We start from the raw sequence: 15641 nt of genomic DNA, 5'->3' as shown, positions 1-15641 counted from the left end.
GGCAGGCGAACGCTCAGGTCAGCGAGGTATCAACTTCGCGCCGAGGCGCTTCGAGGTATTCGCGCGACTGCATCTCGATGATGCGCGACACCGTGCGGTGGAATTCGTTGGCCATCTGGCCTTCAACATATAGCTCGTCGGCGGGTACCTCGGCCGACATCAGCAGCTTGACCTTGTGGTCGTAAAACACGTCGATCAGCCACGTGAATCGGCGTGCCTCGGACGCCATGCGCGGCGTCATCCTGGGCACTTCGGCCAGGATGACCGTATGGAAACGCGAGGCGATTTCCAGATAGTCGTTCTGCGAACGCGGGCCGCCACACAGCGTGGCGAAATCGAACCACACCACCCCGCCCGCCTTGCGCTGTGCACGGATTTCGCGGTGCTCGATGTGCAGCACCGGTGATTCGTCCGGCACTTCCGCCACCGCCACAAACGCATCGCGCAATGCCGAATTGGCCTTGGCGCCCAGCGGCGTGTGATACGCCTGCACCTGTTCCATAGCGCGCTTGCGATAGTCGATACCGGCATCCACGTTGAGGATGTCCAGCTTTTGCTGCAGCAGCGCGATGGCAGGCAGCACTCGGTCACGGTGCAGTCCGTCCGGGTACAGCAAGTCCGGCCGGTAATTGGACGTCATCACAAACTGCACGCCGTTGGCAAAGAGCTGATCCAGCAAGCGATACAGGATCATCGCGTCAGCAACGTCGTTGACGTGGAACTCGTCAAAGCAGATCAGGCGAAAGCGCTTGGCGATGCGACGCGCAAGCTCATCGAGCGGATCGGGGCGGCCACGCAGGTCTTCGAGCTGGCGATGCACCTCGCGCATGAATTCATGAAAGTGCAAGCGCGTCTTGCGCACCACCGGCACGCAGGCATAGAAGGCGTCCATCAGGAACGACTTGCCGCGCCCCACCCCGCCCCACATGTAGATGCCGCGCGGCAAATCCGGGTGGACAAGCATCTTGCGCAGCGCATTCGAGCGCCGGGCCTTGTAGGCCACCCATTCGTCATAGCACCGCTGCAAGCGATCGACGGCACGCTGTTGCGCCTCGTCGGGCTGATAGCCACGGGCCTTCAGTTCCTTGAGGTAGGTTTCCTGGACGTTCATCTGCGTGGGGCCAGCCTTTCGACGGCCCAAATGGACTGATGCCCGGCAATCTTGTGGATTCGCCGGGCATCGTGCTCGCCTGATGGCGGGCGATTACATGTTGAGCTGACGCTTGTCGACCGCCAGCGCGGCTTCACGCATCACTTCCGACATCGACGGGTGCGGGTGGCAGATGCGGCCGATGTCTTCAGCCGCAGCCTTGAACTCCATCGCCACCACGGCTTCCGCAACCAGATCCGATGCGTTGGCAGCCACGATGTGCACGCCCAGGATCTCGTCGGTCTTCGCATCGGCGATAACCTTCACGAAGCCGTCGGATGCACCCATGCCCAGCGCGCGGCCGTTGGCCAGGAACGGGAACTGGCCCGCCTTGATCTCGCGGCCTTCGGCCTTGAGCTGCTGCTCGGTCTTGCCGACCCACGCGATTTCCGGGAAGGTGTAGATCACCCAGGGAATGCAGTTGTAGTCGATGTGCGGCTTCTGGCCGACGATGCGCTCGGCCACGGCCACGCCTTCGTCTTCAGCCTTGTGCGCCAGCATCGGGCCGCGCACCACGTCGCCGATCGCCCACAGGTTCGGCAGCTTGGTCGCGCAGTGGTCGTCGACCTCGATGAAGCCGCGTTGGTCCGTCGCCAGGCCGATCGCTTCCAGGCCCAGGTTGTCGGTGTTCGGCACGCGGCCGATCGACACGATCAGCTTGTCGCACTCCAGCACTTGCGCAGCACCGGCAGCGTCGGTGTAGTTCACCTTCACGCCCTTGCCCGACGATTCGATCTCGCCAACCTTCACGCCGACGTTGATCTTCAGGCCCTGCTTGGTCAGCAGCTTGTTGGCTTCCTTGGCGACCGACTCGTCAGCCGCGCCGAGGAAGCTCGGCAGCGCTTCGAGAATCGTGACTTCGGCACCCAGGCGGCGCCACACCGAGCCCAGCTCCAGGCCGATCACGCCGGCGCCGATCACGCCCAGCCTCTTCGGCACTTCGCCAAACTTCAGTGCGCCTTCGTTGTCGGCGATGGTCACGTTGTCGACCTTTACGCCCGGCAGATGGCGGGCCTTCGAGCCGGTGGCGATGATCACGTGCTTGGCGGTCACGACTTCCGCGCCGGCCTTGCCGTTGATCTCAACCTGGTAGCCAGCGTCGGTCTTGCCGACGAACTTGCCGCGGCCCTTGAGCAGCGTCACCTTGTTCTTGCGGAACAGGAACTCGATGCCCTTGGTCATCTTGCCGACGATGTCGTCCTTGCGCTTGAGCATCTTGGCAACGTCGACCTTCGCACCTTCCACCGTGATGCCGTGGTCGGCCAGGTGGTGGTTCACGTTCTCGAACTCTTCCGACGAGGCCAGCAGCGCCTTGGACGGAATGCAGCCAACGTTCAGGCAGGTGCCGCCCAGACGCGGCTCGCCCTTCGGATCGTCGTAGGGGTTGTCTTCGCAGCAGGCCACGTTCAGGCCGAGCTGACCGGCACGGATGGCGGCAATGTAGCCACCGGGGCCAGCGCCGATCACCAGCACGTCAAATTCTTTGCTCATGGAGAAATCCTTTAGTCCGTCGTTCCTGCTCAGGCGGGAACGACAACAGTCGGTTTAAACCTGTTCACGGTCCGTAGCGAGCGGCCCGAGGTTGGCCTGAGAAGCGCAGCCGTACATGGGTACGGCGAGCATCGCAAGGTCAAGATCGGGGCGCGCAGTAGGACCGTGGGCAGGCTTACAGGTCCAGCAGCAGGCGAGCCGGGTCTTCCAGCGCTTCCTTCATGGCGACCAGGCCCAGCACGGCTTCACGGCCGTCGATGATGCGGTGGTCGTAGGACATGGCCAGGTAGTTCATCGGGCGAACCACGACTTGGCCGTTTTCCACCACAGCGCGGTCCTTCGTGGCGTGCACGCCCAGGATGGCCGATTGCGGCGGATTGATGATCGGGGTCGACAGCATCGAGCCGAACGTACCGCCGTTCGAGATCGAGAACGTGCCGCCGGTCAGGTCGTCCAGCGTCAGCTTGCCGTCCTTGGCCTTCTGGCCGAACTCGGCAATCTTCTTCTCGATATCGGCCAGGCTCATTTGGTCGGCGTTGCGCAGGATGGGCACCACCAGGCCGCGCGGCGAGCCGACGGCGATACCAATGTCGAAGTAGCCGTGGTAGACGATGTCGTTGCCGTCAACCGACGCGTTGATGACCGGGTACTTCTTGAGCGCGTGGACAGCGGCCTTCACGAAGAACGACATGAAGCCCAGCTTCACGCCGTGGGTCTTCTCGAACTGGTCCTTGAACTTGGCACGCAGGTCCATCACCGGCTTCATGTTGACTTCATTGAAGGTGGTGAGGATGGCGTTGGTCGATTGCGACTGCACCAGGCGCTCGGCGATACGGGCGCGCAGGCGGCTCATCGGCACGCGCTCTTCCGGACGGTCGCCCAGGGCGGCGAAGTCAACCGGCGCAGCCACTTGTTGCAGCGCCGGACGTGCAGCTTGCGGAGCAGCGGCAACCTGGGCCGGCTTGGCGCCACCAGCCACGGCACCCAGCACGTCACCCTTGGTGATACGGCCATCGCGGCCGGTGCCGGCCACTTGGCTGGCCGACAGGTTGGCTTCAGCCATCAGCTTGGCGGCCGACGGCATGGCGACGCCACCGGTAGCAGCGGCGGCCGGGGCCGATGCTGCGGCAGCCGGTGCAGGAGCGGCAGCAGCCGGCGCCGATGCAGCGGCAGCCGGGGCGGCAATGCCAGCCTTGCCTTCGGTGTCGATCTTGGCCAGCAGTTGTTCGGACGTAACGGTCGCGCCATCGGCGACCAGCACTTCAGCCAGCACGCCAGCCGACGGGGCCGGCACTTCCAGCACGACCTTGTCGGTTTCGATTTCGACCAGGACTTCGTCCACGGCCACGGCTTCACCCGGCTTCTTCTTCCAGGAGATCAGCGTGCCCTCTTCGACGGACTCGGAAAACTGCGGGACCTTGACGTCAACAATAGCCATTTTGGTGGTTCCTCGGATTCATGTGTGCGCTGCCCCTAAAACCGCATTCGGCGGGCCAGCGCTGCGATTCGTTTGCGTTGGATTCTGGAGATGCTCTGCATCAAGGCGACGGCCGCAGTCACAGCCATTGCCGCCTTGATGCATTTGCCGCTTACTTGGTCAGCACGAAGCCCTTGAGCTTGGTGAACGCCGCATCGATCAGCGCCTTCTGCTGCTCGTTGTGCTTGGCGTAGTAGCCCACGGCCGGCGAAGCCGAAGCGGGACGGCCCGCGTAGCCCAGCTTCTGGCCCTCGGTCATGTTCTCCATGATGAAGTGCTGCACGAAGAACCAGGCGCCCTGATTCTGCGGCTCATCCTGGCACCACACCACTTCGGCGAGGTTCGGGTACTTCTTGAGCTCGGCCGCGAACGCCTTATGCGGGAACGGATAGAGCTGCTCGACACGGATGATGGCCGTGTCGGTCAGGCCGCGTTCCTTGCGGGCGTTGACGAGGTCGTAGTACACCTTGCCCGAGCACGCCACGACGCGCTTGACCTTGGCAGCGTTCAGGTCTTCCGCCGTATCGGCGATCACGGTCTCGAAGTGGCCCTTGGCCAGATCGGACAGCGGCGATACGGCATCCTTGCTGCGCAGCAGCGACTTCGGCGTCAGGATGATCAGCGGCTTGCGGAACAGGCGGATCATCTGGCGACGCAGCAGGTGGAAGATCTGCGCCGGCGTGGTCGGCTGCACCACTTGCATGTTGTGATCTGCGCAGAGCTGCAGGTAGCGCTCCAAGCGCGCCGAGCTGTGCTCCGGACCCTGGCCTTCGTAGCCATGCGGCAGCATGAGCGTCAGACCCGAGGCGCGGCCCCACTTCACTTCACCCGAGGAGATGAACTGGTCGATCACGACCTGCGCACCATTGGCGAAGTCGCCGAACTGCGCTTCCCAGATCACCAGGGTGTTCGGCTCGGCCGACGAATAGCCGTACTCGAAGCCCATCACGGCCTCTTCGGACAGCACCGAGTCGATCACGGTGAACGGTGCCTGGCTGTCCGACACGTTCTGCAGCGGAACGTAGCTGCCGGCATCCCAGCGCTCGCGATTCTGATCGTGCAGCACGGCGTGGCGGTGCGTGAACGTGCCGCGACCGGCATCCTGGCCGGTGATGCGCACCGGGTAGCCCGAAGCCACCAGCGAGGCGAAGGCCAGGTGCTCACCCATGCCCCAGTCCAGGGGCAGGTCGCCCTTGCCCATCTTGGCGCGGTTGTTGACGACGTTCTCAACCAGCGGATGCAGCTTGAAGTGATCGGGAATGGCGGTGATGCGCTCGGCCAGACGCTTGAGTTCGGCCATCGGCACAGCGGTATCGGCCGAGTCCGTCCACTTGCGGTTCAGGAACGGCATCCAGTCCACGGCGAACTTGTTCTTGAAGTTCGACAGGACCGGATCGACCGTGTGCTTGCCGGCGTCCATGGCAGCGCGGTACTGCTGCACCAGGCCATCCGGCTCTTCGGTCTTCAGGGTGTTCTGCGTAACGAGCTTGTCTGCGTACAGCTTGCGCGTGCCGGGGTGCGTGCCGATCTTCTTGTACATCAGCGGCTGCGTCATCGCCGGCGTGTCTTGCTCGTTGTGGCCGAGCTTGCGGTAGCAGATGATGTCGACCGCGATGTCCTTCTTGAACTCCGAGCGGTAGTCAATGGCCAGTTGCATGGCCAGGACGACGGCTTCCGGATCATCACCGTTCACGTGCAGCACCGGCGCTTCGATCATCTTGACCACGTCGGTGCAATACAGCGTCGAGCGCGTGTCGCGCGGGTCCGACGTAGTGAAACCGATCTGGTTGTTGATGACGATATGGATCGTGCCGCCCGTACCGTAGCCGCGCGTTTGCGCGAGGTTGAGCGTTTCCATCACAACGCCCTGGCCGGCAAAGGCCGCGTCACCGTGCACCTGCACAGCCAGCACTTGCGCGCCGTGCTTGTCATCGCGACGCTCCTGGCGTGCCTTGACCGAGCCTTCCACGACCGGGTTGACGATTTCCAGGTGCGACGGGTTGAACGCCAGCGACAGGTGAACGGGGCCGCCCGGGGTGGTCACGTCGCTCGAGAAGCCCTTGTGGTACTTCACGTCGCCGGCCGGCAGGTCGTCCACGTGCTTGCCTTCGAATTCAGCAAACAGGTCGGCGGGCATCTTGCCCAGCGTATTGACCAGCACGTTCAGACGGCCACGGTGGGCCATGCCGATCACGATTTCCTGCACGCCCTTGGCCCCGGCGTGCTGGATCAGCTCGTCCATTGCCGCGATGAAGCTCTCGCCGCCTTCCAGCGAGAAGCGCTTCTGACCGACGTACTTGGTATGCAGGAAACGCTCGAGGCCTTCAGCGGCCGTCAGGCGTTCCAGGATGTGCTTCTTCTTTTCAGCCGAGAAAACCGGCTTGGAGCGGATGGACTCCAGACGCTCCTGCCACCAGCGCTTCTGCGCCTGGTCGCTGATGTACATGAATTCGGCGCCGATCGAGCCGCAATACGTTTCGCGCAGGTTGTTAACCAACTCGCGCAGGCTCATCGTTTCCTTACCGAAATACGTGTTGCTGGCGTTGAAGACGATGTCTTGATCCGCTTCGGTAAAACCGTAGAAGGCTGGGTCCAGATCCGGCACCGGCGGGCGCTCCTGACGCTTGAGCGGGTCAAGATCGGCCCAACGCAGGCCTACGTTGCGGTACGCGGCCACGAGTTGCGTCGCGGCCACGCGCTTGCGACCCATGTCGGAATCGGCAGACGCGACGATCGTCTTGATCGGGCCTTGCTTGGCGCGCTCAGCGAACGACGTGACGATAGGGGCGTGGGGGATATCCCGGGCGTTGGAACCGTCGACGGCAGGAACGTTCTGCAGCGCATCGAAGTACGCGCGCAGTGCCTCGCTAACGGACGTGGGATCTTGAAGGTATGCTTCGTACTGATCTTCAACGTAGGCGGCGTTACCGCCGGACAGGTACGAAGTGTCCAGGTACTGCTTATACAACTCAGTCATGGGGCGCTCACTTTTCTCCGGGTCTGCCGGAGTTCAGCGGGTTCATCAACCTTCCGCGACACGGCTTGACCGGTTAGCGGATCGCAAACTAAATCGCCTGAAATCACCTGGCCGGACCGGATCGCGCATGGCGGAAAGATGGTGCCGAGACAGCTTTTACAGACAAGTTGTGCGGGAAGGACCTAAGTCTTCACGGGCGGGAAGCATAGCACGTTTATAACGAATATTCCGATTCTTTGACGTGACAAAGAAGCGTTGTTCTGCCACGTCAAAGCATCGTTTTCATCACATTTGAGCGGGCGGAACACGATCCACCCAATCAGTGATCAGACCGTCCAGCCCTGCTCCCCAGAGCAACCGGGCGCGATCCACATCGTTGACGGTGTAGCAGCAGACGCGGAAGCCGGCCGCATGCGCCGTAGCGATGATCTCTGGAGTCAACTCACGATGGTTGGCGTCGAGCGCCACGCAGTCCAGCGCGCGCAGGCGGTCCAGCCAATCGCCTGGCAGCTTGTCCAGCAGCAGCGCACGCGGCACCTCCGGCGCGGCTGCGCGGGCGGCGGCCAGCGCTTCTTCCGAGAACGAGGACAGCAGTGGCGGCACATCGGCGCCAGCCCACAGCGTGCGGGCATCCAGCGCCACGGCCGCGCCCGTGCGCCATTCCGCGCCCGGCACCGGCTTGATCTCGATATTGGCAAGGAAGCTGTTGGCGCACAGGTAGCGGGCGATGGCTGCCAGCGTGGGTACCGGCTCGCCGGCGTAGGCCGGGCTGTGCCAGCTACCGGCATCCAGTTGCGCGATCTGACCAAGCGTAAGCGCGTCGAGCCGGCCGTGGCCGTTCGTGGTGCGATCAAGCGTGGCGTCGTGCAGCAGCACGGCCACGCCGTCGCCCGAGAGCTTCACGTCGAACTCGAACATGCGGTAGCCGAACGAGGCGCCATGACGAAACGCCGCCAGGGTGTTTTCCGGCGCCAGCTTGCCGGCGCCCCGGTGAGCGATGGCGCGCGGATACGGCCAGGCCGGCAAAGTGCGGGCGTCGCTCATGCCACGGCCTCGATGCGGCGGGTGGTCTGTGGATCAAACCAGTGCAGGTGGTCGGCGGAGGTCGTGATGGGCAGCTTGTCCCCAGCCTTCACGCCGGCATGCGGCTCCAGGCGGACCACGATCGGATGACCGGCCAGCGATCCGTAGGCGAAGGCGTCGGCGCCAAGGGCTTCGACCACGCGCACGTCGACGGACGCGATGGCCTGATCGACGGCGCACGGCTCGATGTGCTCGGGGCGCAGGCCCAGCAACGCGTGCTCAGGCAGGTGCAGACCCATTGGCAGGTGGCCGAGCGTGGCCGGCTCATTGTCTGCATTCGCGCCCTCCTTCGCACCGTCGACCCGGATCTGCGCGCCCTCGCCTGCATGGCGCGATACCGGCACGAGGTTCATCGGCGGCGAGCCGATGAAGCCGGCCACGAACGTACTGGCCGGACGCGAATACACCTCCAGCGGCGTACCGATCTGCTCCACCCGGCCGCCGTTGAGCACCATCATGCGATCGGCCAGCGTCATGGCCTCGACCTGATCGTGCGTGACATACAAGCTGGTCGTGCGCAGACGACGATGCAGTTCCTTCAGCTCAAGGCGCATCTGCACGCGCAGCTTGGCATCGAGGTTCGAGAGCGGCTCGTCGAACAGGAAGACCGCCGGTTCACGCACGATGGCACGACCCATGGCCACGCGTTGACGCTGCCCGCCCGAGAGCTGGCGCGGCTTGCGATCGAGCAGCTTGCCGAGCTCGAGAATGCCGGCGGCCTGCTGCACGCGCGCCTGGATCTCGGTCTTGGGCAGGCCGCGAATCTTCAGCCCATAGGCCATGTTGTCGAACACGCTCATGTGCGGATACAGCGCGTAGTTCTGGAACACCATCGCGATGTCGCGCTCGGCGGGCTCCAGTTCGTTGACAACGCGCTCGCCGATCCACACCTCGCCGCCGGTGATGGGCTCAAGGCCCGCCACCATGCGCAGCAGCGTGGATTTGCCGCAGCCCGACGGCCCGACGATGACGATGAACTCTCCATCGCCGATTTCCATGTCGATACCGTGCACGACCTGAAGGTTGGCGTAGTGCTTCTGAACGTTGCGTAGAGACAGTTTTGCCATTGCGTTCGATCTTTTACTTTTCGGTTTCTACCAAGCCCTTCACAAACCACCGCTGCATGCCGATCACCACCGCCGCAGGCGGCAGCATGGCCAGCATGACGGTGGCCATCAGCAGGTTCCAGTCGGTTGCGGAATCGCCGGAGCGGGAGATCATTTGCGTCACGCCCAGCACGATGGGGGTCATGTTCTTTTCGGTCGTGATCAGCAGCGGCCAGAGATATTGGTTCCAGCCGTAGATGAACTGGATCACGAACAGCGCCGCGATGCTGGTGCGCGAGAGCGGTAGCACGACATCCCAGAAGAACTTGAGCGGCCCCGCGCCGTCGATGCGCGCGGCTTCGGCCAATTCGTCTGGAATGGTCAGGAAAAACTGTCGGAACAGGAACGTGGCCGTGGCCGAGGCAATGATCGGAATCGTCAGGCCGAAGTAGCTGTTGAGCATGCCGAGGTCTGACACCACCTTGTACGTCGGCAGGATACGCACTTCCACCGGCAGCATCAGCGTGACGAAGATCAGCCAGAAGAACGTCTTGCGCAGCGGGAAGCGAAAATAGACGATCGCGAAGGCCGAGATGATGGAGATCGCGATCTTCCCGAGCGAGATGCCCAGCGCCATGATCAGGCTGTTCATCAGCATGGTGCCGACCGGCGTGGCCGAGTTGCCCATGCCATGCGTAAGCACTTCACGATAGTTCTCGATCAGGTGCGGCCCGGGGATCAGTGTCATCGGTGCCTGCAGCACCTCTTCGGTCGTCAGCGACGACGCGACGAAGACCACATACACCGGAAAGGCGACGATCACCACGCCGAGGATCAGCACCACGTGGGTAAGGAAGTCCAGAAATGGACGGCGTTCAATCATGGTTCTTATGCCCTCCTCTTAGTATTGGACTTTGCGTTCAACGTAGCGGAACTGAATGACCGTCAGAACGATCACCAAGCCCATGAGGATCACCGACTGCGCCGCTGAGCCGCCGATATCCAGCCCGCGCACGCCGTCTTGGTAGACCTTGAAGACCAGCGTCTCGGTGGCCTTGAACGGCCCGCCCTGCGTGACCGAATCAATGATGGCGAAGGTGTCGAAGAATGCGTAGACAACGTTCACCACCATCAGGAAGAACGTGGTGGGCGACAGCAGCGGGAAAACGATCGACCAGAAACGCTTCCACGGCCCGGCGCCATCGATGGCCGCCGCTTCGATCAGCGATTTGGGGATGCTCTGTAGGCCCGCGAGGAAGAACAGGAAGTTGTAGCTGATCTGTTTCCACGCCGCGATGATGACGACCAGGAACAACGCCTGCTCGCCGTTGAGCACGTAGTTCCACTCCACACCTATCTTGCGGATCACGAACGAGACGATGCCCAGCGTCGGGTTGAACAGGAAGCTCCACAGCACGCCCGCCACGGCCGGCGCAATGGCATACGGCCAGATCAGCAAAGTCTTGTAAAAGGTGGCGCCGCGCAGCGCACGATCGGCAAAGTACGCCAGCGCCAACGAAGTGCCGAGCCCCACGAATGTCACGCCAATGGCGAACACAGCCGTGGTCTTGAAGGAGCCCAGATAGCTGGGATCGGCAAAGAGATCATGAAAGTTCTCCAGCCCGACAAAGTCGAGGTTGATGCCAAAGGCATCCTGGCGCAGCAGCGACTGATACAGCGCCTGCCCAGCCGGCCAGAAGAAGAACACCAAGGTGACGACGATCTGCGGGGCCACGAGCACATACGGCAGCCAGCGCGATCGGAAAACAACGCGTTTTTCCATGCGACATTCCAAAAACGCACCGCCGGCCGGTGCAGATGCACGTGGCCGGCGGTTGACGACAAGCGCAGTGCCGCGCTTATTCCTTGACGGTCTTCTCGAAGCGGACGAGCAGTTCGTTGCCACGAGCAACCGCTGCATCCAGCGCTTCCTTCGGCGACTTCTTGCCGGCCCAGACGGACTCCAGCTCTTCGTCGATCACCGAGCGGATCTGCGGGAAGTTGCCCAGACGGATGCCGCGCGACTTTTCCGTCGTCTTGACGATCATCTGCTTGACGGCCACGTCGGCGCCCGGGTTCTTGTCGTAATAGCCCGACTTCTTGGTCAGCTCATACGCTTCCATCGTGACGGGCAGGTAACCGGTCGACTGGTGCCAGTCGGACTGGATATCCGGACGCGACAGGAAGGTGAAGAACTTGGCCACGCCCTTGTATTCGTCAGCCTTGTGACCGCCCATCACCCACAGCGAAGCGCCGCCGATGATGGTGTTCTGCGGCGCGCCGGGCACACCGGCTTCGTATGGCAGCGGCGCTGGGCTGAAGGCGAACTTGGTGCCGACGCCCTTGCGGATGTTCGCCAATGCCGCCGACGAACCCGTGTGCATGGCGCACTCACCCGCGATGAACTTCGCCTTCGGCTCGTCCTTGCGGCCGGCGTAGGTGAAGTAACCCTTCTTCTCCATGTCCAGCAGGTTCTGGATGTGCTGGACCTGCACCGGGCCGTTGAAGACCAGGCGCGCCTTCGGGCCACCGAAGCCGTTGTTCTCGGTAGCAAACGACACGTTGTGCCAGGCCGAGAAGCTCTCCAGGTGCACCCACGATTGCCAGTCGGTCGTGTAGCCGCATTGGACGCCTGCGGCCTTCAGCTTGGCCGCGTCGATGGCGACTTCCTGCCAGGTTGCTGGCGGCCTGTTCGGGTCAAGGCCGGCCTTCTTAAAGGCGTCCTTGTTGTAATACATGATCGTCGTCGAGCTGTTGAACGGGAACGACAGCATCTCGCCCTTGTTCGACGTGTAGTAGCCAGCCACGGCAGGCACGTAGGCCTTCGGATCGAACTTCTCGCCGGCGTCCTTCATGACCTTGGCCACCGGCACGATGGCGCCCTTGGCATTCATCATGGTGGCCGTGCCCACTTCGAACACCTGCAGGATGGCCGGCGCGTTACCGGCGCGGAAAGCCGCAATGCCCGCGGCCAGCGACTCATCGTACTGGCCCTTGTAGACCGGCACGATCTTGTATTCGGACTGGCTCGCGTTGAACTTGTTGGCGATCTCGTTCACCTTGTCGTTCAAGGCGCCTTCCATCGAGTGCCACCACTGGATTTCCGTCACTGCGTACGCGCCTTGCGCAAACGTACACGCGGCCAGTACAGCCGCCGCCCCCGCAATCTTCTTGATCGTCATCGCTTCTCCTGTTACGACGTTTTGGCGAGCTTTCTCGCTCCGCCCACGGCGCGCCGACTCTATATGAACGGTCGGGCATTTTTATGACAGCGGGATGTTACTTGGCTTTCTGTCACAAAGAAATCGGGAAATCCCTCCAAAGTTTGCCGACAAAGCACCGTTAGAATGCATTGAAGACTGTCCATTTCTTTTGCACCCGCAGCATGCTCGCCCCACCCACCACCCCCGCCTCTGCAAGCTCACCTGAAGCGACGCCCGCCATTGCCGCACGACGCATTCCTCTGGCGTGGCATCAGCTCTCAGATGATGCGCTGCGCAATGTCAGCGGCGTGTTCACCGACGTTGACGGCACGCTCACCACACGTGGCAAGCTGCCTGCCCAGGCATACTCGGCGCTGGAGCAGCTGCATCGTGCGGGCATCAAGGTTGTGCCCGTCACCGGCCGCTCGATTGCCTGGTGCGAGGTCATCACGCGGCTGTGGCCTGTCGATGCCGCGATCGGCGAGAACGGTGCGTTTGCCATGCGCCTCGACACGAGCGGCCATCTGGCCACCGATTTCGTTGACGATGCCCAGACCCGCGCGCGCAATCTGGAACGCATTCGCGAGATCGGCGCGGAGGTCCTGCGCGCGGTGCCCGGCTCCGCACTCGCGACCGACCAGGCTTGGCACGCGGCCGACCTTGCCATCGATCATGCCGAGCAAGTCCCGCCCCTGCCGCAGAATGCCGTGCAGCACATCGTCGACATCATGCGCACCCACGGCATGCACGCCACCGTCAGCTCGATCCACGTCAACGGCTGGTTCGGCAGACACGACAAGCTGAGCGCCAGCGTGGCGCTTGCGCGGCGGGCGTTCGGTGCCGACCTGCATGCCGAGCGCGAACACTGGGTGTTCGTGGGCGACTCCGCCAATGACGCCGCGATGTTCGAGTTCTTCCCGCTGTCGGTGGGTGTGGCCAACGTGTTGGACGTGATCGATACGCTGCCTGTACCGCCGGCCTACCTCACCCTGGCCGAAGGCGGTGGCGGTTTTGCCGAAGTGGCCGAGCGCATTCTTGGGGCACGCGCGCCCGCGCTACCGGCCCCGCGCGGCTGAAGCCGTCGCCCGCCCCGGGCGACGATAAGCCATTTCTCAGGTCTCGTTCCCGGTATCGTCGGATATCGACGTGTGTGGGCATACGCACGCGGCACGCGACTTGCGTCGCGTTGGTGCGCCGCACCGAATCGTGTCATGCACACGCCTCATCTTGGTGCGCGTGGCGTGCGGCGCTCCCATCCCATCCGATAGGAGCTTCTCATGCAAACCCAGAAAATCCGCCAGCGACTTGAGCACGCCGAACACACCATCGCCGAGCTGTCGCAATTGTGCATGTCGCAAGGCGTGCCCGACGCGCTCAAGCATTCCGTCGAGCAGTTGGATGAACAAGCCCGCCAGTGCCATGTGCGGCTAGAGAATACCCACGACACGCAGGCCCTGGTCCAGGCCGTCGATGAACTGGAAGCGGCATCCGATCGAGCCAGAACGGCGTGCCAAAGCGCCGGGAAAATCGACCACAGCGTGCACTCCGCCGTCATGCGCACGCACCAGGAGCTGTCGCGCCTGAAGCACCATCTGCACTAAGCGCAAGAAAAAAAGAGGCGGATCTCCTCATCGGAAATCCGCCCAATCCCAATCGCCAAGCTCGACGATATTCGGTGGGGCCAGCCCGGCTGACGACGCGTCAGTCGAAGCCGAGCTCCTGCAATTTGCGCGTGATGGTGTTGCGGCCGATGCCCAGGCGCGTGGCGGCCTCGACGCGGCGACCACGCGTAACTCCTAGCGCGGCTTCGAGGATGGCCTTCTCGAAGCGGCGCGTAAGCGCCTCCATTACATCGGGCTGGCCGGCTTCGAGCATGGCGCGAGCCTCGCCCGCGAGCGCTCGTTCCCAACCCGCCGCAACTGAGGCCCCTCCCACAACACCGGCCGCCAGCGCGTCGGCGATCGGTGCCGCACCATACGGTTCGCCGCCGTGCGAAGGCTCGCCGATGAAGGCGGGGCGTGCCGCCCCCGCGTCGCCCATGGCGGGCAGCATCTGCGCGCTGCCCTGGACGAGGTCGGCCGGCAAGTCCTTGATCTCGATAGTCTGTGCTGGCGCCATCACGGTCAGCCAGTTGCAGAGGTTTTCCAGTTGGCGCACGTTGCCCGGGAATGGCAGCGTGGCGATGTGCGCCAGCGCGTCGTCCGACATGCGCTTGGGCTCCACGCCCAGCTCCTTGGCACTCTTCTGCAGGAAGTGGCGCGCCAGCAGCGTGATGTCCTCCGGCCGCTCGCGCAGGGCCGGCAGGCGCAGGCGGATGACGTTGAGGCGGTGAAACAAGTCCTCGCGAAACAGGCCATCCTTGACGCGGGTTTCCAGGTTCTGGTGCGTGGCTGCGATGACGCGCACGTTGGCCTTGAGCGGGTTGTGGCCGCCCACGCGGTAGAAGTGCCCGTCCGACAGCACGCGCAGAAGGCGCGTCTGCAGGTCGAACGGCATGTCGCCGATTTCATCGAGGAACAACGTGCCGCCCTCGGCCTGCTCGAAGCGGCCCCGGCGCATGGTCTGCGCGCCGGTAAAGGCACCGCGCTCGTGGCCGAACAGCTCGGATTCCAGCAGGTCTTTCGGGATCGCCGCCGTATTCAGCGCGATGAACGGACCGCTCGCACGCGGGCTGTGCTTGTGCAGCGCGCGCGCCACCAGTTCCTTGCCGGTACCAGATTCCCCGGTGATCAGCACCGTCACGTTCGACTGCGACAGCCGGCCGATGGCGCGGAACACGTCCTGCATCGCGGGCGCCTGACCAAGGATCTCGGGTGAATCCCCCAGGCGATCGTCGATCTCTTCCTCGCGCAGGCTTTCTTCCAGTGCGCGGCGGATCAGTTCGACCGCGCGATCCACGTCGAATGGCTTGGCGAGGTATTCAAACGCACCGCCCTGAAACGCCGCCACGGCGCTGTCCAGATCGGAGTACGCGGTCATGATGATGACCGGCAGCCCCGGATGCTTGGTCTTGATGGTCTGCAGCAGATCGAGCCCTGAACCGCCCGGCATGCGGACGTCGGAAATCAGGACCTGCGGCGTTTCTTCGTCCAATGCGGCGAGCGCATCTCGGACATTGGTGAAGCTGCGCGACAGCAGGCTCTCGCGCGCCAGCGCTTTCTCAAGGACCCAGCGGATGGATTGATCGTCGTCGACTATCCAGATTGGCTTCATG

Annotated in this window: 12 protein-coding genes; 2 read left to right on the top strand and 10 right to left on the bottom strand. The window is 63.3% G+C overall.

Annotation, left to right across the window (positions count from 1 at the left end; genetic code table 11):
* Nucleotides 1-13: 13 nt before the first annotated feature.
* The 9 genes from zapE to ugpB all read right to left on the bottom strand — a co-directional run bounded on the left by zapE (nucleotide 14) and on the right by ugpB (nucleotide 12406).
* On the bottom strand, nucleotides 14-1111 hold the full coding sequence (gene zapE, locus B4F51_RS10010) for a cell division protein ZapE (RefSeq protein ID WP_296225112.1): 1098 nt from the start codon (nucleotides 1109-1111) through the stop codon (nucleotides 14-16).
* A 93-nt stretch (nucleotides 1112-1204) separates the two neighbouring features.
* Nucleotides 1205-2641, bottom strand: coding sequence for a dihydrolipoyl dehydrogenase (lpdA, locus tag B4F51_RS10005; protein ID WP_296225110.1), 1437 nt, complete (start codon nucleotides 2639-2641; stop codon nucleotides 1205-1207).
* 175 nt (nucleotides 2642-2816) lie between these two features.
* Complete coding sequence (gene odhB, locus B4F51_RS10000; RefSeq protein WP_296225107.1) at nucleotides 2817-4079, bottom strand: 2-oxoglutarate dehydrogenase complex dihydrolipoyllysine-residue succinyltransferase; 1263 nt, start codon at nucleotides 4077-4079, stop codon at nucleotides 2817-2819.
* 151 nt (nucleotides 4080-4230) lie between these two features.
* A complete protein-coding gene (locus B4F51_RS09995; protein WP_296225105.1) occupies nucleotides 4231-7095 on the bottom strand; it encodes a 2-oxoglutarate dehydrogenase E1 component in 2865 nt (954 codons plus the stop codon).
* A gap of 285 nt (nucleotides 7096-7380) precedes the next feature.
* A complete protein-coding gene (gene ugpQ / locus B4F51_RS09990; protein WP_296225103.1) occupies nucleotides 7381-8139 on the bottom strand; it encodes a glycerophosphodiester phosphodiesterase in 759 nt (252 codons plus the stop codon).
* Complete coding sequence (locus B4F51_RS09985) at nucleotides 8136-9245, bottom strand: sn-glycerol-3-phosphate import ATP-binding protein UgpC (RefSeq protein WP_296225101.1); 1110 nt, start codon at nucleotides 9243-9245, stop codon at nucleotides 8136-8138. The genes ugpQ and B4F51_RS09985 overlap by 4 nt, the downstream gene beginning before the upstream one ends.
* A 13-nt stretch (nucleotides 9246-9258) precedes the next feature.
* Nucleotides 9259-10107, bottom strand: a complete 849-nt coding sequence (ugpE, locus tag B4F51_RS09980; protein ID WP_296225099.1) for a sn-glycerol-3-phosphate ABC transporter permease UgpE — start codon at nucleotides 10105-10107, stop codon at nucleotides 9259-9261.
* Nucleotides 10108-10125: 18 nt separating this feature from the next.
* Complete coding sequence (ugpA, locus tag B4F51_RS09975) at nucleotides 10126-11007, bottom strand: sn-glycerol-3-phosphate ABC transporter permease UgpA (RefSeq protein WP_296225097.1); 882 nt, start codon at nucleotides 11005-11007, stop codon at nucleotides 10126-10128.
* Between the two features lie 76 nt (nucleotides 11008-11083).
* Nucleotides 11084-12406, bottom strand: a complete 1323-nt coding sequence (gene ugpB / locus B4F51_RS09970) for a sn-glycerol-3-phosphate ABC transporter substrate-binding protein UgpB (protein WP_296225096.1) — start codon at nucleotides 12404-12406, stop codon at nucleotides 11084-11086.
* Between the two features lie 203 nt (nucleotides 12407-12609).
* On the opposite strand from ugpB, the gene B4F51_RS09965 reads away from it, so the two are divergent.
* Both B4F51_RS09965 and B4F51_RS09960 read left to right on the top strand, forming a co-directional pair.
* Complete coding sequence (locus B4F51_RS09965) at nucleotides 12610-13503, top strand: HAD-IIB family hydrolase (protein ID WP_296225095.1); 894 nt, start codon at nucleotides 12610-12612, stop codon at nucleotides 13501-13503.
* Between the two features lie 201 nt (nucleotides 13504-13704).
* Entirely contained in the window at nucleotides 13705-14028 is a 324-nt protein-coding gene (locus B4F51_RS09960; protein WP_296225094.1) for a hypothetical protein, read from the top strand.
* 100 nt (nucleotides 14029-14128) lie between these two features.
* Here the strand turns inward: B4F51_RS09960 and ntrC are convergent, their stop codons facing one another.
* The gene (gene ntrC / locus B4F51_RS09955) at nucleotides 14129-15640 is read right to left on the bottom strand and encodes a nitrogen regulation protein NR(I) (RefSeq protein ID WP_296225093.1); all 1512 of its coding nucleotides are present in this window, start codon (nucleotides 15638-15640) and stop codon (nucleotides 14129-14131) included.
* Between the last annotated feature and the right edge of the window lies 1 nt (nucleotide 15641).

Source organism: Ralstonia sp. UBA689 (genome assembly GCF_002298975.1).
Classification (GTDB): domain Bacteria; phylum Pseudomonadota; class Gammaproteobacteria; order Burkholderiales; family Burkholderiaceae; genus Ralstonia.
This window is presented reverse-complemented; position numbering and strand designations above follow the sequence as displayed.